Genomic DNA, 18144 nt, shown 5'->3' with positions numbered 1-18144 from the left:
GTGGGGCAGGTGGTCAGTCCAGTCTCCAGGGGGGAATGCCCGCCGTCCCGGTGGCGGTACGGCGGGCGATTCGCAGCGCGCGGGTGAAGCTGATCCGGTCGGGGTCGAGGTCGGCGGCTTCGGCCGCGCGGGTGATCAACGCGGCGAGGGCGTGGTGGACGATCAGCCAGGCCCAGATTTCCTGGTAGGCCAGCTCCGGCAGCCTTGAGCGCAGCAGACGGCCCGGGCCGCGTAGGTGCGTCTTGAGCTGGTCGTTGCTGGTCTCTTCTTCCCAGCGCAGGTGGTAGGCCTCGGCCAGCTCGTCCGCGTGGGCCTCGGCCGGGTCGAGGACGGTGGTCAGCAGCACGATCAGCTCGCCGGTGCCGTCGCCGTCGCGGTCGGGCACGTCGTACTCGACCACTCGTACCAGATACGCCAGCTCAGGGGCCAGATCCTGCCCAGCGCGGGCAGCGGCGACGACGCGGTCCCGGCGGGCGCCGCGGATCTTCGGGTTGATCACCACGGACACATACGTGCCGTCGGCCAGCACCCGCACGACCGGCAGCCGCAGCCCGGTCGGCGCCCGCCACAGCAACGCCGCCCCGGTGCCCGCCGCAGCAGACCAGGCGTCGAAGGAGTAGAACCCCCGGTCGGCGGTCAGCAGCTCATCGCGGCGCAGCCGCGGGTACAGCCGCATCGCCAATGTCTGCTCCCCGGTGCCATAGCCGGACACCTCCCCGGCCAGGAACGCGTGCGTGCCGCACTCGGCCAACGCCACCACCCGCGCCTTCGGATACGCCGACCGGTTGCCCCCCGAGCCGGCGTAGCCAAACTCGGCGGCGTTACCCGGCGTGTCCGGCAGGTCCACATCGAAGCCGTCAATAGCAAGGACTCGCCACCGCCGCAGCCACGCCCCCCGCGTATCAGTCGTGCCCACCGGCTGCACCACCGACTCGAAGATCTCCTCCATGACCGGCGCGCCCAGCCGCTGCCGCGCCTGGCTGATCCCCGACGCGGTCGGCACCGACCAAGCGGCGTCCCAGCAGCCGAACCGGGTCAACGCCCCGGTGACCTTCGTGGCGACCTCTTCGTAGTCATCCTCACCGAACAGGCACAACGCCATCGTCAGATAGGCCACCACATGCGGCGGAAGCTTCCCATCCGACCGCTTGGCCCCAACCCCAAACCGGGCCACCGCCGCGTCCACCGCATCCCGCGGCACCGCGGACACCAGCACCCCCAACGACACCTGATCCGCCGTCACCGCCACCGTCTCGGACATGACCGGCAAGCACACCAGCACCCGACCTGCCGGTCACGCCACCACGCCGACCATCCACAAAGACCCAGCACAACAACATGATCAAATTAGGCTACGTGGCATTGGGTCTTGGGATGATCGTGACGGAATGATGTCGGCCTGTGTCGCGCCTTCCGGAAAGCGGCGAGGCCGGACGGCAGGGTCTTCGCAAGGTTGAGATATGACCGGATAGCCGGTTGTGGGGTAGTCACGCCGGTTCTGGTGGGTGCATAGAAGAACGCGGTCTTCTGGTGATCATTCAGGGTGTCTAGGCTGGATGATCGAGAAGGACCGCGTTCGTGGAAGCATCATCGTTGATCGGCGGGCTGTCCGCACGTCTGTCCGGCGTGTCGCCGCTGTCGGAACAGGACGCGCCGGGGCTGTTGCAGGCCCTCGCCCAGGTCCCGGACCCGCGAGACGCACGGGGTCGGATCCATCCGCTGCCGGGGCTGCTCGCGATGGCGATCGCGGCGGTGGTATCGGGTTCCAGCCGGGTCGTGGAGATCGTCGAGTGGGCCGCTGACCTGCCGGACGTGGTGTGGGACCGGCTCGGCGCCACTCGCGACGCGTTCACCGGCGTGCGGCGGGTGCCTGACGACAGCACCCCGTCGCGGGTGCTGACCGGCATCGACGCCGACTCTCTGGACGCCGCGGTGTGTCGCTGGCTGCTGGAGCGGGCGGGTCTGACCGGCGCGGGCCGACGGGTGATCGCGGTCGACGGCAAGACACTACGAGGCAGCGGCCCGGCCGGCGCCCAGGTGCATCTGCTGGCCGCGCTGGATCAGGCCGAACAGATCGTCCTGGCGCAGATCGACGTGGACGGGAAGACGAACGAGTCACCCTGTGCCGAGCACGCCGCTATGGCGTGAAAAACTGCGCTTCGGTCGCCCGCCGACGCCGATGGGATCTTGGCACTTGAAGCCGTTAACGAGTCTGGCGCGGGGCCCGACCTGGATGGGTCGCACACTGTTGCTTCGAGCACGCCGGTCAGATTTCTTGGTTCCCGACCGTGGCCCACGGGCGACCTCCCACCCCCTTCTACTCATGGAGCCCGGTGGCATGTCACGAGAACCTGAAGAGATCCACGACCCTGACCATGAGATCCGGCTCGAGCGGGTCGCCGCCATCGACGTCGCGAAGGCGTCCGGAAAAGTCTGCACCCGGTTGCCGCATCCGACTCAGCCGCACCGCAGGGTGACGCTGGTCTGGGACGTCGTGTCCACGACCAACGAGCTCTGCGCCTTGGCCCAGCGGTTGGTCACCGATCAGATCGAACGTGTCGTTCTGGAGTCGACCGGCGACTACTGGCGGCCGTTCTACTACATCCTGGAAGCCCACGGTGTGACCGTATGGCTGGTCAACGCCAACGACGTCAAGCAGGTCCCTGGCCGACCGAAGACCGACAAGCTCGACGCGGTCTGGCTGGCCAAGCTCAACGAGCACGGGATGCTGCGGCCCTCGTTCGTCCCGCCCAAGGCGATCCGGGACATCCGCGACTACACCCGACTGCGCCACGATCTCGTCGCGGACCGGACCCGATACAAGCTGCGCTTGGACAAGCTGCTGGAAGACGCTCTGATCAAGCTGTCCACGGTGGCCACGAACTTCCTCGGGCTGTCCGGGCGGGCGATGATCGACGCCCTGGTCGCGGGTGAACGTGATCCCCACCGGTTGGCCGAGCTCGCCCTGGGCAAGCTGCGGGTCAAACGTCCCGCCCTGGTTGAGGCGTTGACCGGCCGTTTCGACGACCATCACGCCACGATCGCAGCCGTCCTGCTGCAGCAGATCGATGCCCTCGACGCCGAGATCGACAAGCTCACAGTCAAAATCGATCAGCTGATCGTCGCTCTGCCTGCGGCTGGCACCGATGAAGGCCGCCGTGCCGCTGCGGCCATGATGCCTTCGGTCTTGGAACGGCTCGACGAGATCCCCGGCGTCGGGTCTCGAGTCGCTCAGATCATCATCGCGGAGACCGGCGGGAACATGGCCCAGTTCCCCACGGCTGGCCACCTGGTGTCCTGGACGAAACTGTCCCCTCGCACCATGCAGTCCGGGCCGAAGACCCGGCGCGGACCGACCGGCCACGGCAGTCCTTACCTCAAAAGCGTGCTCGGCGACGCCGCCGCCGCGGCCGCCCGCACCAACACCTTCCTCGGCGAACGCTACCGACGCCTGGTCAAACGCCGAGGCAAGGCCAGAGCCCTGGTCGCGATCGCCAGATCCATCCTGACGATCGTCTGGCACATCCTGGCCGACCCGACGGCCAGATTCATCGACCTTGGCCCGGATCACTACGCCACTCACATCAACAAGCACCGCAAGACCCGTAGCCTCATCCGCCAGCTCGAAGCCCTCGGCCACATCGTTCAGCTCCACCCCGCCTGACCAGCACCGCACCCGCCGGACAAGTTCACAACCTCGTCGGGGCTCCGCCCCGACGCTGCCGCCTGCCCACTCACGGTTGTTTTTCCGGTCAGATCAGCCGGTTCGTGCCACTGCTCGACGGTCTGGACCTGGCCGGGGCGATCGTCACGGCGGATGCGTTGCATACCCAACGTGAGCATGCCCGCTGACTGGTCGAAGAGAAGAAGGCCGGCTACGTCTTCGTCGTCAAGCGCAACCAGCCGCGACTGTATCGGCAGGTCAAGTCCCTGCCCTGGGCGAAGATCCCGGCACTGGACGAGACCCGCGAGCGTGGGCACGGCCGCTACGACATCCGCCAGTTGCGGGCCGTACCTGCCTCGGGCCTCTCGCCCTGGACTTTCCGCACGCGGTTCAGGCGTTACGGATCCGGCGCCGACGGTACAACGCGGCCACCGGCCGGTGGTCCACCGTCACGGTCTACGCCATCACCAGCCTCACCGCAGCCCAGGCCAGCCCCGACGAGCTGACCGATTGGCTACGCGGACACTGGGCAATCGAGGTTCTTCACCACATCAGGGACACCACCTACCGCGAGGACGCCAGCCGGCTACGAACCGGCAACGCACCCCGCGCACCCCGCGTACTGGCCACCCTCCGCAACACCGCGATCAGCCTTCTCCGCTTGGACGGCGTCACCTCGATCGCGCCGACCTTACGCCGAAACGGCCGAGCCCCGTACCGATCCCTACGCCTCCTCGGACTCACCTAAAACGGGCATACCTCGACCTTGCGAGAGCCCTGGGGGCTGACCTGACCCGCGCTACCCAACGGATCGCCAAGCATCAGGGCCAGATCGAGGTAGGCGTCGCGGCTCACCGGCTATCCCGCACGATCACCGCCGCTGCCCGCCGACGCTGCTTCACCGCCTCATCAGCCCAAGGCCAACACAACCGTCGTGCCCGCCATGCCCGCCGCGGCGACGGCGGAGCGCCCGGATCAGGCCGCGACCGCCGTCGCAACAGGCCAACTGATGCCGCCGCCATCACTGCTGAACCCGATCTCACAAGCCGATGACCTGCGGAAACTCGGGACTCGCGGAAAACAGGGTTAGCTAACCGCCCTGGAGAAACGTACCGGCTGGCGGTACTCGATCGTCGCCACCAACATCCGCCGCATCCACGGCGTGGCCGGCTCCCACCAGCCGCAATGGCTCGACGTGCTGCACCGTTCGCACGCAGGAGTGGAAGATCGGGTACGCACCAACAAGGCCATGGGCCTGCGAAACCTGCCCTCGAAAACCTAGACCGTCAACCGCGGCTGGGTCCTGGCCGCGAACATCGCCGCCGATATGGCCGCCTGGACCCGACTGCTCGGCCTGCACGACCAGCCCGACCTCGCCGACGCCGAACCCCGCACCCTGCGCTACCGGCTGCTGCACCTACCCGCCAAGCTGACCAGCCCCTCCCGCCGGAAGATCCTGTCCATCCCCGACACCTGGCCCTGGGCTGAGGCGTTCCTACTCTGCTGGCACCGCCTTGGCCTGATACCCCCGCCGACCTGACCCGCCACCCCGGCCCTACCAGCAGAGAGATCACCCGGACCCGGAGACCCGGCGCCCACGCAGCGACACGCGCCGACCCCGCCCCCCATCGCATGAGACAAAACGGTCAAGCTAAAACGGACGACGAGGGATCAAAACCCTCTGACGAATCGAGGCTGAAATGATCTTCAAAATGCCAGGCCAAAGCCACTAAACGAGTTTTGGCACGGTACAGCGGTCAGGTCGGTGGGGACGTGGTGTCGGGTTCTTGTTTGATGGGTTTGATGGATGGGAAATTCTCTTCCTCGTCGTAGTAGCGAGGGCCGTAGTCGGCGATGACGATGCGATGGGGGTTGATAGTGGGGTCGAATAGGTTGTTCAGACCGAAGAGCACCATGATTTCTTGTCGGCGGATTCTGTTGTTGTTGTCGGGGATCCTGGCGGTGAATTGCAGGTACACCGAGTTGGTGCGGTAGATGTCGGGTTCCCTGGCGTGGGGTTTGAGTGCGGTGTTGGCGAAAACAATGGAGTTTGCGAAGCCTTCGGCGCTCATGGAGATGGTGCGCTTGACTCGTCGTGGAGCCACAAGTCGCCGACCGCGAGACCGACGACCATGACCTCCGTAGGAAGGGCGGGAGGTTTCGAGGCTAATCGAATAGGATGGGTACAGCCGGTAGTCTCGTTCCCAGGTCGACATTTGTCGCGCATTTTCGAGTACGGCGCCGGGGTACACGCCGAGCAATTCCATAAGGAATCGTTGCGGGAGGGCGCCCAGGGTCAATCCGAACTTGCCTTCGAGTACGTCGGGTCCGCGTTCGTGAGGCTCCAGAAGGTCTGCGGTCATGCGGAGGACTTCGACTCGTGGGTTTTCCAATGATTCGCCGAGGACCAGTCGGCGGATCTCCGCTGCGACCATCTGCTCGAGCAGGGGCCACAGGCGCTCCAACTCCTCGTCCGGTACGTCGGGTAGCCGGGGATCGTCCGGGTTTCTGGCGATGTCCCTCAGGAACTGTTTGTCCGAGTCCATGCTGGCGGTGATGCGGTCGGCGTTGGCACGGACGACGGGGTGTACCTGGCCGTTCTCGTCGGCGAAGGGCGCATAGACCCGTCCGCGCGGGTCGTCAGAGTCGCGCCAGGGAAAGGCGTCGTCCATTCCCGGGACTGGTTGGACGCTGTCTGTGATCTCTCGCAACAGCACGAGGTCTCGTTCGGCCGACACTTCCGCGGGCGTGGCCCAGATGATCTCGGTCCGTACCTTGTCGAGGTGACGCCGCTGCAGTGGTGTGGTGCGTGGTTCCGGGTTCGGTTGGTCGGGGTCGGGCCGCGACCTGATAGTGGCCGTCAGCCGGGGAGGCGACGAGGTCCGCGCTGCCGGCGGCCCCTGACCGACCTGCACCTGCCACGGCTGGGTGTCGACCGGCGCGGACGTCGCGGGGGAAGCCCCGGCGCCCTGTCGACCGTCATTGACCGCGGCCGCGTTGTAGTGGTTGACGATGGTCGGGTTGTTCGGGTCGGCCGCGACGTGGTACAGGTCGGCCGGCCGGCCGGCGGCCGGACCGTACTCGTCGCTCATCGTCGGTTGCGCCCCCCACCCGGATTCCCGCCAGATGGTGACCCGGCGGCCGGTGGCGTGGGCCAGCAGGGGGCCTAGAAACTCCCCGGCCGGGGCGCTCCACTGCTGTTTCCAGTTGTCCACCACTGCTCGGACCACGGCGAGCTCGTCGGGTTCGAGCTGACGGTCGGACTGGCTCAACACGACGACCAGATAGTCACGGGCCGTGCCCGGTTCCAGGACGTCCACCGGGAAGCCTTGGCCGTGCTGCGTGAGGAAGTCCAGTTGCCGCTGCGGCGCGTCCGTCGGCTCGCCGAGATCCAGCGGCCCGCCGGACAGCATCGCCGCGGCACGCACCGCCTGGTACCGGTGCTCGATCACGGCCGTAGGCAGCATCCCGGCTTCGGTGACGTAAGGGCTGTCAAGGTAACGCAGCCAATTCAGCACCTGCTGGTCGTCCAGGGCCGCCACCTGCCGCACACGCTCTTCGCGGAAGTTGATCCGCTGCCTGGTCACATCGGCGGGCAACCGCCCGGCGTTGCTGTCCAGGTACCCCCGGACGTGGGCCTGCAACAGCGCGCTCACCCGCGTCAGCGCAGACTCGCGGGGTACCTCCGAGCCGACCAGCCCCACCACGCTGGTACGCACCCGGCCGGGATCGGACAGGAACTGGGCCAGGTCCACGGGCAGGTGCGGGTGCAGCACGTCACGGACCCCGATCGGATCGGTGGCGATGAAGGCGTACAGCATGCAGTACCCGTCACCCGGCACCGGCAACATCGGATCCGGGCCGGCCACCGACGCGACGGCCGGCCGCTGGACAGACACCAACGACGGCCTGTCCACCACCACATCCCAGAACGCGTCGGCTGGTCTCTGCGTAGCGCCAGCCTGCCCGGCCGCCTGCGGCCAACCCTCCAGCGGCTGCGGCGCGGGGGCGGCCATCGGAGTCCGCACTGCCGGTTGCCCCCGGTCGACCTGCGCGCTCGCCACCCCTGGCCGCTGCTGGCCCTGCGCCGGATTCCCGACCGCCGGACGGGCCCACGACCCGTCAACCGGTGGGATCGGGTCGTCTGTGTGGGATCCGGGGACAGGTACCGCGTCGTCCCGCACCGCCTGGTATGCCATGCCCACGGATCCGGTTGACGCGGGTATCACCGCGGCGGCATTGTCGCTGGACCCACCGGTCAGCAGCGGCGGGCCCCCCGCCGTCCACCCGGCCGCACGCTCGGTCGTGCTCTCGTAGTTCTTCAGCCTGTTCAGGTCGTCCTCGGTGGGGGCCGGGTCCAGCCACCGCCAGAACGGGCCGCCGTCCCGGTCGTTCAGGCTCCCGACCTTGATCCACGCGGCCGGCTCACCCTCAGGCGACCCGTCCGTGCGGCGGCGGCCGAACCAGACCGTCGCCTCCCGGCCCGCAGCGACCACACCGACACCCGCCGTCTTGCCGCCCAGCCTCATCGCCAGCCGCCCATACCGGTCGACCTGGACCTCTTTGGTGTACCCGCCGGTCAGCTGCGGCGGGCTCCCCGCCGTCCACCCGGCCGCACGCTCGGTCTTGCTCTCGTAGTTCTTCAGCCTGTTCAGGTCGTCCTCGGTGGGGGCCGGGTCCAGCCACCGCCAGAACGGGCCGCCGTCCCGGTCGTTCAGGCTCCCGACCTTGATCCACGCGGCCGGCTCACCCCCAGACGACCCGTCCCTGCGGCCGAACCAGACCATCGCCTCCCGGCCCGCAGCGACCGCACCGACACCCGGCATCTTGCCGCCCAGCCTGATCGTCAGCTGCCCAAGCCGGTCGACCCGGACCTCTTTGGTGTACCCGCCGGTCAGCTGCGGAGGGTCCCCCGCCGTCCACTCGCCCGCACGCTCGGTTTTGCTCTTGTAGGTCTTCAGCCTGTTCAGGTCGTCCTCGGTGGGGGCCGGGTCCAGCCACCGCCAGAACGGGCCGCCGTCCCGGTCGTTCAGGCTCCCGACCTTGATCCACGCGGCCGGCTCACCCCCAGACGACCCGTCCCTGCGGCCGAACCAGACCATCGCCTCCCGGCCCGCAGCGACCACACCGACACCCGGCATCTTGCCGCCCAGCCTGATCGTCAGATGCCCATACCGGTCGACCTGGACCTTTTTGGTGTACCCGTCGGTCAGCTGCGGAGGGTCCCCCGCCGTCCACCCGGCCGCCACATCAGCTGGGAGTCTTGCCCGATCGCCTGAATCCTGGACCATCGACTCGGAGCCGAACTCACCGGAGTCGGGCCCGCCGTGCGCTGCCGCCGGTCCCCGGCCCGCAGACCGGCGCAGGCGCCCCTGACCGGTGCCGGCACGAGCAGGACCAGCACCCTGATCGTGCCTGACGGTCTCGCTGCCGAACACCGCGATCAGGTCGTCCTCGGTGGGGGCCGGGTCCAGCCACCGCCAGAACGGGCCGCCGTCCCGGTCGTTCAGGCTCCCGACCTTGATCCACGCGGCCGGCTCACCCTCAGGCGACCCGTCCGTGCGGCGGCGGCCGAACCAGACCGTCGCCTCCCGGCCCGCAGCGACCACACCGACACCCGGAATCTTGCCGCCCAGCCTGATCGCCAGCCGCCCTCGCTGGTTGACCTGGACCTCTTTGGTGTACCCGCCGGTCAGCTGCGGCGGGCTCCCCGCCGTCCACCCGGCCGCACGCTCGGTCTTGCTCTTGTAGGTCTTCAGCCTGTTCAGGTCGTCCTCGGTGGGGGCCGGGTCCAGCCACCGCCAGAACGGGCCGCCGTCCCGGTCGTTCAGGCTCCCGACCTTGATCCACGCGGCCGGCTCACCCCCAGACGACCCGTCCCTGCGGCCGAACCAGACCGTCGCCTCCCGGCCCGCAGCGACCACACCGAAACCCGGAATCTTGCCGCCCAGCCTGATCGTCAGATGCCCAAGCCGGTCGACCCGGACCTCTTTGGTGTACCCGCCGGTCAGCTGCGGAGGGTCCCCCGCCGTCCACTCGCCCGCACGCTCGGTTTTGCTCTTGTAGGTCTTCAGCCTGTTCAGGTCGTCCTCGGTGGGGGCCGGGTCCAGCCACCGCCAGAACGGGCCGCCGTCCCGGTCGTCCAGGCTCCCGACCTTGATCCACGCGGCCGGCTCACCCCCAGACGACCCGTCCCTGCGGCCGAACCAGACCATCGCCTCCCGGCCCGCAGCGACCACACCGACACCCGGCATCTTGCCGCCCAGCCTGATCGTCAGATGCCCATACCGGTCGACCTGGACCTTTTTGGTGTACCCGTCGGTCAGCTGCGGAGGGTCCCCCGCCGTCCACCCGGCCGCCACATCAGCTGGGAGTCTTGCCCGATCGCCTGAATCCTGGACCATCGACTCGGAGCCGAACTCACCGGAGTCGGGCCCGCCGTGCGCTGCCGCCGGTCCCCGGCCCGCAGACCGGCGCAGGCGCCCCTGACCGGTGCCGGCACCAGCAGGACCAGCACCCTGATCGTGCCTGACGGTCTCGCTGCCGAACACCGCGATATTGATCCCGAACGCCTCCAGGACCAGGTGCGGCAAAATCTGCGTCAGGCCGGGCACAGACCTCTCCCTGGAATCCAACGCCTGCCGCAGCACCTCCAAGGAAGGACTGGACAACTGCAGACGCTGCCGGATATCCGTACGCTGGACGATCCGGTCAAGCTCGATGGCCAGATAATGGCGGACATCATCAACCTCCACCGTCGGCAGACCGAGCGTCTCCGCCACCTGGCCCCCCGCCCTGTCCAGCACCTGCTGAAAGAAGCCATCCCACGCCCGGGATGCCACGATCTCGGGCGGGGCCAGGGCAGTCGTCACCGGCGGTGGCACCGGCGTCCACGGTTCGGCGTCCACCTCCATCACAACAACCCGCCCGGCGCCGGTCGGTGGCTCACCGCCGGGATTCAACGGCGCGTCAGAAACCCCCGACTCGTAACCGGGGAATCCCGGTGGCACGGCGTAACCATCGCCGTCCGACAGCTGCCCGCCTGCGTCGGAGTCGGCGTCGGCCGCGGGGTGCCATTCCATCGCCGCCGGCCGGCCCGGCAGCGAATCGGAGACCTGCTCCGACGACCCCGAGTCCGACTCGGGCGACCGAGCCGGCCGGGGCGCGACCGTGGGAGCCACATACGAAGCGGCCGTCGCGCGGATCTGGTCGAGTTCCCAGCCGGTGAACCCCGGCTCGTGCAGATGGTCGTCACCCACGCTCCTGGACGTCCTGAGCAGATCATCCGGCGAACCGTCGTGCGGGACCCCGGCGAAGTGCTTCAACTCATGCCCGTAGGCGCGGGACGGAAGACCCGCAAGCCAGTGCAACTGGTCGATCCGACCCGCCGAGCCGTCCCTGCTGACCCAGACATCATCACTGTCCCGCAGGTCACTGCCGTAGGAGCTGAGCCGAACCTCCGTCCCAGCCTCCGGGTCGAACACCACCGCCACCGCCTGCGGCCCGCGCTCCGGCCGCACCCGCTGGTTGGTCTGCACCACCCACTGCTCGACCGCACGCAACGTGCCCAGGATCGAGTCCCGATCCACGTTCGGGTCAGGATTCAACCGGAGACGGAACACCACCGTCCCCGACTCACCGTGCACCCAATGGTCGACGTGGACCCGTACCCCCGCATTCTTCCCCGCCGTCTCCACCCGGAACGGACGCTGCTCCCCCGGCGTCGGCACAAACCGCAGCGGCTCCGGGCCCTGCCACGTGAACCGATCGGAATGCACCCGCGTCATCTCGCCCCACGAAGGCAAACCCTCCACGCTGCGATACGACACACGCCAACCACCGTCAACCCGCTCCACCGACGGCGCCACCCCAGCCGCCCAACCCGACGACGACCCGGCCTCCACGCCCACACCAGCCGAGAACGAGCCCACCCCAGCACCCCACCGCAACGCCGCCGGCCCGGTCGCCGCGACCGCCGGCTCCGGTGCCGTGCTGGCCGGCTCGCCGCGTCCGACCGGGTCACCACCGACCGAGTCGCCCAACGAGGACACGTCACTGAACGGAGCCCTGTCCCCGACATCGCGCCCGACCGGGGTCCCGCTGATCAACCCGTCCCGCGAAGAGGCGTCACCGAACGAGTTCGTGTCCCAGAAATCGCGCCTGACCGGCTCACCATCGACCGAGTCGGCCAACGAGGACACGTCACTGAACGGATCCCTGTCCCCGCTGTCGGGCTTGCCCGGGCCGCGACTGATCGGCCCGTCCAGTGAGGACAGGTCACTGACCGTGAAGGTGTCGTCGGGCCTGCCATCGCGGCTGAAGATGCTGTCGTCGCCGGAGGCGGACATGTCACTGACCGGCGTCCTGTCGCTGGTGTGGTCGTGGTTCGGCGTGCCGTCGGTGCGGGGGGCAACACCACCCGGCACCCTACTGGAGGCGCCGGCCGCCTCCGGCGTGGCCGGCGTCCCAGCCGTGCCCGGAGTGCCCGGCGCGCTGAGGGTGCCCGGAACCCCGGACGTGCCCGGCACGCTGGGGATGGCGGGCGCGGCGTTGCCGGTGGCCTGGGCGAGTACCTGGTGGTATCCGTTGGCCCAGTCCCGTTGGAAGGAACCGGCGAGGGTGTCGTGGCTGGCCGGGGCGACGCCGTACTTGCGGGCCAGGGCGGTGAACTGATCTTCTGCCTGGCTGGTCGCTGCTGCGGTGTGCTGCTCGGGAGTCACCGGCGGCAGGTCAGCACGCCGGTGTGCCGAGGTGTCCGTGCCGGAAGGGGTGGTGTCCGGTGCGGTGGTGTGCGGTGCGGTGGCGTCGGGGATGGCCGCGGCCGTGACACGGGCCGGCAGGTCGGTGACCGCCTGCCGGACCACGTCCGCCACGGCGCTCACCTGCGCGGCGTCGGGCCTGACCACCGCCGCCGACGGCACGGTCACTGGTGCGGTCAGTGGTGCGGCGGGTAGTGGGGTGGCGCCGAGGATCGCGTCGAGACTCCGGTCCACGTGGGCCCGCACCTCCCGCTCGACCGCGGCCCGCACGGCGTCCGACGGCGGCGCCGCCGCCCCGGAACCCCCCGGCACGCCAGCCACCCCCGGCGGGACGACGCCCCCTGGCGGGACGACGCCGCCTGGCAGGACGACGCCCCCGGGCAGGACGACTCCGCCGGGCAGAGGGGCGGTCGCCGGTGCGCCCGTGGTGAAGTACTGATCGAGGTGATGCTCGACGGCCAGGTGCGCGATCGAACGCAACGCCTGCCGGTCGAACTCCCCGGGCAGCGCCGCGACAACCTGCTCCGGGCGTACCGCCGCCGGGATCTGCCCGCCCGCCGGGATCGACCCCGCGAGCGTCTCGGTGATCCGGGCGACCGCCCGGTCCCGGACACCGAACAGGAACTGACTGGTCAGGGCGGTGGCGGGCAGACCGACCTGAGACAGGAAAACGGGGACGGCCGGGTCGTTCTGCCGGGCGTCGGCCCACTCGGTGAACACCTGCTCGACCGGCACGGGAAGCCCGGCCAGGAACTGCCGCGCCTGCCCCGTCCCGGCCAACAACCCACCGTAACGGTCCACCAGTTCCCGCTGGAACCGCTGCCACTGCTCCACCACCGGCGCACCAGCGACCGCTACCCACTCCGGCACGGGCACCACCGGCACCGTCGGCACCGTCGGCACCGAGAAGTTCGGCACAGACCACGACGGAACCGGCAGGTCCGGCGTCGACCACGACGGCGCGGGCAGGTCCGGTGCCGACCACGACGGCGCTGGCATCGGTTCAGGCGCCGCAGGTGCCGGTGGCGACAGCGACGGTGCCGGTGGTGACAGCGCCGGTGCCGGCACCGGCGGGACGGGCACCGGGGCCTGACCGCTGGAGCCCGCACCCGCCGGATCGCCGACCTCCGGCTGATAGGCGGACGGGTCCGCAGTGACCGGGATGGGCGGCGGCACCGGCGCGACCGGCTTGCCGTCGGCGGTGAAACCGGGACCGGCGGGCATGTTCCACCGGGGCCGGGTCGGATTGAACCCCAGACCGACAGCCACGCGACGCGCAGCGGCCCCGGCCCCGGACGCGCCCAGCTCACCCGTCCCCGACAACGCCCCGGAAATCACGGCCATACCGAGACCGCCGGGGTCGTAGGTCCCGTCGACCATGTAGCTGGCGGCGATATCGCCGACCACCTCCAGGCCGACCTCCGACACCGGCACCATCCACAAACGGGTCAACAGGTCACGCGTGGTATCCGACACTTCGAACTTCGCCAGACCACCACCCACGACCCCCGCGAACCGGCCCAACGCCGGCCCGGCCGCCGTGGTCACACCCGCCACCGCCAACCCGTACAACGCCTGCTTACCGACCTGCCCCCAGTCGACCCCCGGCACCAGACCATCAGCCAGCATGCTGATCTGCGCCAACAACGACGACCCCGGCATGAACAACATCTGGATCGCCGTGCTACTCGCCGCCGCCCGCACCATCGACGACCGCAGGATCGTCTGGATGATCGTCCGGGTCTTCACGATGTGCGCCGCCGCCTCCACCGGCAGGACAAACGCCATCGCGAACGCGACCGCCAACTCCGTCATCATGAAGATGAACATGACCAGCGCCTGACGATCCGTCAGCTCCATCTGGTTCAGGAAGCCCCGCATCGCCTGAGCCACGCCGACCTTCACGTCGGCGACCCCGTCCAACAACTCCACGAACGGAGCCGTCTGCGCCACGAACCGGTCGAAGACCTCACCCTCCCCCGCCGCCCCAACCACCTTGATCACCTGGGCCAGCTCCGGAACCAACACGGTCCGCAACCGCTCCGCCAACACCTCCAACGCGTTCAGGTCATACGCCAACACCGGCAGATTCGACCGGTGCAACCGCATCCCGGTGAACGCCTCCAACGCCCGCTTCGACGACTCACTGAGACCCACGGAAGGAACCGCAGCCTCAGCCACCGCCAACGCCCCCTCCCCACCCCCACCAGGGGCACTCAATGCGAATCACCCAGCGGCGCAGACCACCGCCCCAGCCCTCGGCCATCTCGCCTCCGCGGATCAACCCCGCGTGCCACCACTCATGTCCGCAACCAGCTCGGCACCGGTGGCCTCGGCGTTCACCCCGACACAGCGAACCGGGTCCGCCTCCTCGCCCTGAAATCCACCGCCGCACGCATCTCCGCCAACAGCTCCTCGTCGGTCAGCCCGATCATCCCCGTCACCCCCCTCTGTTGCCTCACGACTGAATCGCGGCAGTGGGTTCACCACCCCGACCGCACGTAGAGACCAATGGCCAAGGGTCCGCCCGAGGCCGGGACGGCAGGCTGACCTGCGGTGACCGCTCGGGCAGCAGCCGGCCTCGCCGTCGAGGTTGGCTGCCCCGTCCGACAAGATCACGAAGTATCACCGCCGTACTAGTGTGCTGAGTCGTTAATTCGTTGGTAGATTGCGGGTATGGGTGATGGCCGTGGTCCGAAGCTGGCGCCGCTGGAGTTGACCGCCGAGGAGCGGGAGGCGCTACGAGGGCTGGCTCGGCGGCCGAAGACGGCGCAGGCGTTGGCGGTGCGGGCGCGGATCGTCCTCGCCTGCGCGGAAGGCCTGTCCAACAGCGAGGTGTCTCGCCGGCTTGGGGTGTCGCTGCCGACGGTCGGCAAGTGGCGTAAGCGGTTCGTGGCCGATCGGGTGGACGGGCTGCGCGACGAGCCGCGACCGGGCGCGCCACGGAAGATCGGCGACGCCCAGGTCGAGGCCGTGATCACGAAGACGCTCGAAGAGCTGCCGCCCGATCAGGACAGTCATTGGTCGACGCGGTCGATGGCCACGGCGGTGGGGCTGAACCAGACCGCGGTCTCGCGGATCTGGCGGGCGTTCGGCCTCAAACCGCACCAGGTCCAGAGTTGGAAGCTGTCGACCGACCCGCTGTTCATCGACAAGGTCCGCGACATCGTCGGGCTGTACCTGGACCCGCCGGAGGCCGCCATGGTCCTCGCCGTGGACGAGAAATCGCAGATCCAGGCCCTGGATCGGACCGCGCCGATGCTGCCGATGATGCCCGGTGTCCCCGGCCGGGTGACCCACGACTACGTCCGCCACGGCACCACCAGCCTGTTCGCCGCCCTCGACGTGGCCACCGGCAAGGTCATCGGCCAAACCCAACGCAAACACCGCCACCAGGAGTTCCTGCGCTTCCTGCGCACCATCGACCGGGCAACCCCGCCCGACCTGGAGCTGCATCTCGTGCTGGACAACTACGCCACCCACAAGACGCCCGCCATCGGGCAGTGGCTACTCAAGCACCCCCGGTTCCACCTGCACTTCACCCCGACCTACTCGTCCTGGCTCAACCTCGTCGAGCGCTGGTTCGCCGAGCTAACCAACCGCAAACTCCGCCGATCGACCCACCGCAGTATCGCCGCACTGGAAGCCGACGTCACCGCCTGGATCGAGGCGTGGAACGCCGACCCGAAACCGTTCGTGTGGACCAAGACGGCAGACAACATCCTCGAAACGATCGCCGCATATTGCCAACGAATTAACGACTCAGCACACTAGCTTGATCTTTAACCTGGGGTCGGTTGCATCGCCCCCCGGGCGATCATGGCCGCAGCCCTTGATCGATCATTCCTCTTGTCTAGGGAAGAAGATCAGGACCAAGGGCTGCGGGATGATCAGTGTGCATGACGCCGCGCGTGGAAGCGCGGTTGGGGACCTCGCGACGTTCCGTACGGAACTGCATCGCTGTCTGAGCGCCAGAGCTGATGCGCTGTTCGAGTTGGCCGACGCGGTGTTGTGCGCGGACGGGCCGGTACGGTCGCTGCCGGCCTTGTCCCTGGTGGCGGAGCACCGTCGAGGTCACGGCGCGTTGTACGACGCGCTTGGCGCCGGTCGGATCGATGTGGAACGGTTGCGGACCGTGGTGGCCTCGATGCCGATCCCACGGGCCGCCGACGGGCGGATCGTCCTGGCCGTGGATGTCACCTGCTGGCTGCGGCCGGAAGCGCACACCGTGCCGGAGCGGATCCTGTGCCACACCTACGGCCGTGGCAAAGACCAGCACATCGGTGTGCCGGGCTGGCCGTACTCGTTTGTGGTGGCCCTGGAGTCCGGGCGCAGTTCGTGGACCGCGCCGCTGGACGCGGTCCGGCTGGCCCCGGGCACCGAGCTGGCCGCGGTCACCGCCGAGCATCTGCGCGCGGTGGTGGACCGGCTGATCACCGCTGGGCACTGGCACGCCTCGGACGACTCACGCCCATCGAGTTTGAGACAATCAACAGGCACGCACACGCGGCCTGAACCACTCAACCCCGCGAGTCAACCAAACCCGGGGCAGTCCCGTCTCGGACCAGACGGTTTCGCAGATGGCGTGGTGTCGGTGGGTGATGTCGGCGTCGGCGACGGGTGCGGGGTTGTTGGTGAAGAACGGGTGGTACCGCCAGACCGGGAACAGGGGGTCCTGGGTGTTGGCGTCGGGGACACGGCGGACGATGAGCCGGCCGGTGATGCGGTGGCGGATGTCGGCGAAGGCGGTGTAGGGCACTTCGGCGACGTGGGCGTCGGAGATCAGCTCGCCGGTGTCGGGATCGACGACCGCGCCCGGGTAGCGCACCGGCGTGTAGGCGTGGTCGCCGATGGTGGCGATCGCGGCGGCGACGGCCGGGTTGCGGGCGATGGCGAACGAGAACCGCGCTCCGGCTTTGACGACTGCGGTGATGACCTTGCCGCTGCAGGATGCGGAGTCGCCGCGTACCAGGATCTTCGCCGGGTCCGCGCCACAGGCGATGGCGGTGTTGATGCCCTCGGTGAGCATGGACGCGGCACCTTTGCCGGAGCCGGCGCGGCCGGCCCGCAACCGCACACCGGCCAGCACGGGTGCCGCCGTCGCGGTGCAGATCGTGACCGCCAGTGGGGACAGGCCCCGGCGCAGGATGGTCTTGCCCGCGATCTTCGTGTGCCCGAACGAGGCGCCCTGCTTGGCGTGCCCGTACACCGGACGCAGCAGGGAGTCGATGTCGATGAAGGTGCGGTCGTCGATGCCGTCCAGCACCGGCGTGCGCTGGGCGAGGGCGACCAGGTGCCGGCGCAGTACCGCCGACAGTTGCCGGGTATGGCCGTGGGTGAACTCCCGCAGGAAGATCCCCAACGTCGCGGCCGCGTAGACCCCGCCGAACAGTTTCTTCATCCCACCGGCCCGGATGGTGTCCAGGTCGCTGATGCTGTCCGCGCCGGCGGCCATCCCGGCGATGATCGAGGTCAGCTTCGGCGTCGGCTTCGCCGCACCGGATTTGACCCGCTCGCAGGCGAACTGGACGTGCTCGTCCAGCAACCGGGACAACCCGGCCTGCTCGGCCAACTCCAGCACGGGCACCAGCCCCGCACACGACACGAGATTGTCCTCGTCGAACACCGCGCTGTCCGCACGCCAGGCATGAGATCCTCGCACCGAGAGTGCCCTTCTGGGTTGGTGTGATCTGAGTTCTTGACAAACCCGATCATCCCAGC

General features: G+C 68.9%; 6 protein-coding genes and 2 pseudogenes. 5 read left to right on the top strand and 3 right to left on the bottom strand.

Going from position 1 to position 18144, the window contains the following annotated elements; translation table 11 throughout:
• Positions 1 to 13 precede the first annotated feature (13 nt).
• Positions 14 to 1261, bottom strand: a complete 1248-nt coding sequence (locus GA0074694_RS19710; protein WP_091463424.1) for an IS4 family transposase — start codon at positions 1259 to 1261, stop codon at positions 14 to 16.
• A 317-nt stretch (positions 1262 to 1578) separates the two neighbouring features.
• On the opposite strand from GA0074694_RS19710, the gene GA0074694_RS19705 reads away from it, so the two are divergent.
• The 3 genes from GA0074694_RS19705 to GA0074694_RS19690 all read left to right on the top strand — a co-directional run bounded on the left by GA0074694_RS19705 (position 1579) and on the right by GA0074694_RS19690 (position 5204).
• Positions 1579 to 2148, top strand: coding sequence for a transposase family protein (locus GA0074694_RS19705; protein WP_245714806.1), 570 nt, complete (start codon positions 1579 to 1581; stop codon positions 2146 to 2148).
• Between the two features lie 190 nt (positions 2149 to 2338).
• Positions 2339 to 3664: an IS110 family RNA-guided transposase gene (locus tag GA0074694_RS19700; protein ID WP_091460538.1), complete on the top strand. Its 1326-nt coding sequence runs from the start codon at positions 2339 to 2341 to the stop codon at positions 3662 to 3664.
• 1327 nt (positions 3665 to 4991) lie between these two features.
• A complete protein-coding gene (locus tag GA0074694_RS19690) occupies positions 4992 to 5204 on the top strand; it encodes a transposase (protein ID WP_091460536.1) in 213 nt (70 codons plus the stop codon).
• A gap of 217 nt (positions 5205 to 5421) precedes the next feature.
• Here GA0074694_RS19690 and GA0074694_RS19685 read toward each other — a convergent pair whose 3' ends face one another.
• Positions 5422 to 14580, bottom strand: a complete 9159-nt coding sequence (locus GA0074694_RS19685) for a hypothetical protein (RefSeq protein ID WP_091460533.1) — start codon at positions 14578 to 14580, stop codon at positions 5422 to 5424.
• Positions 14581 to 15099: 519 nt separating this feature from the next.
• On the opposite strand from GA0074694_RS19685, the gene GA0074694_RS19680 reads away from it, so the two are divergent.
• Both GA0074694_RS19680 and GA0074694_RS19675 read left to right on the top strand, forming a co-directional pair.
• The gene (locus GA0074694_RS19680; protein WP_091460531.1) at positions 15100 to 16197 is read left to right on the top strand and encodes an IS630 family transposase; all 1098 of its coding nucleotides are present in this window, start codon (positions 15100 to 15102) and stop codon (positions 16195 to 16197) included.
• A gap of 112 nt (positions 16198 to 16309) precedes the next feature.
• Positions 16310 to 16885: pseudogene (locus tag GA0074694_RS19675) on the top strand (transposase); the annotation flags it as partial.
• Between the two features lie 96 nt (positions 16886 to 16981).
• Here the strand turns inward: GA0074694_RS19675 and GA0074694_RS19670 are convergent.
• Positions 16982 to 18085, bottom strand: a pseudogene (locus GA0074694_RS19670) (IS1380 family transposase); the annotation flags it as partial.
• Positions 18086 to 18144 lie beyond the last annotated feature (59 nt).

The organism is Micromonospora inyonensis (assembly GCF_900091415.1).
In the GTDB taxonomy this organism is placed as follows: domain Bacteria; phylum Actinomycetota; class Actinomycetes; order Mycobacteriales; family Micromonosporaceae; genus Micromonospora; species Micromonospora inyonensis.
The sequence above is the reverse complement of the archived record's forward strand: the minus strand, read 5'-3'. Positions and strand labels throughout refer to the sequence as shown.

What these genes read in the sequence shown, in the direction of transcription:
- GA0074694_RS19710 (WP_091463424.1), bottom strand. Translation starts at nt 1,261, where the DNA reads ATGTCCGAGACGGTGGCGGTGACGGCGGATCAGGTGTCGTTGGGGGTG.
- GA0074694_RS19700 (WP_091460538.1), top strand. Translation starts at nt 2,339, where the DNA reads ATGTCACGAGAACCTGAAGAGATCCACGACCCTGACCATGAGATCCGG.
- GA0074694_RS19690 (WP_091460536.1), top strand. Translation starts at nt 4,992, where the DNA reads ATGGCCGCCTGGACCCGACTGCTCGGCCTGCACGACCAGCCCGACCTC.
- GA0074694_RS19680 (WP_091460531.1), top strand. Translation starts at nt 15,100, where the DNA reads ATGGGTGATGGCCGTGGTCCGAAGCTGGCGCCGCTGGAGTTGACCGCC.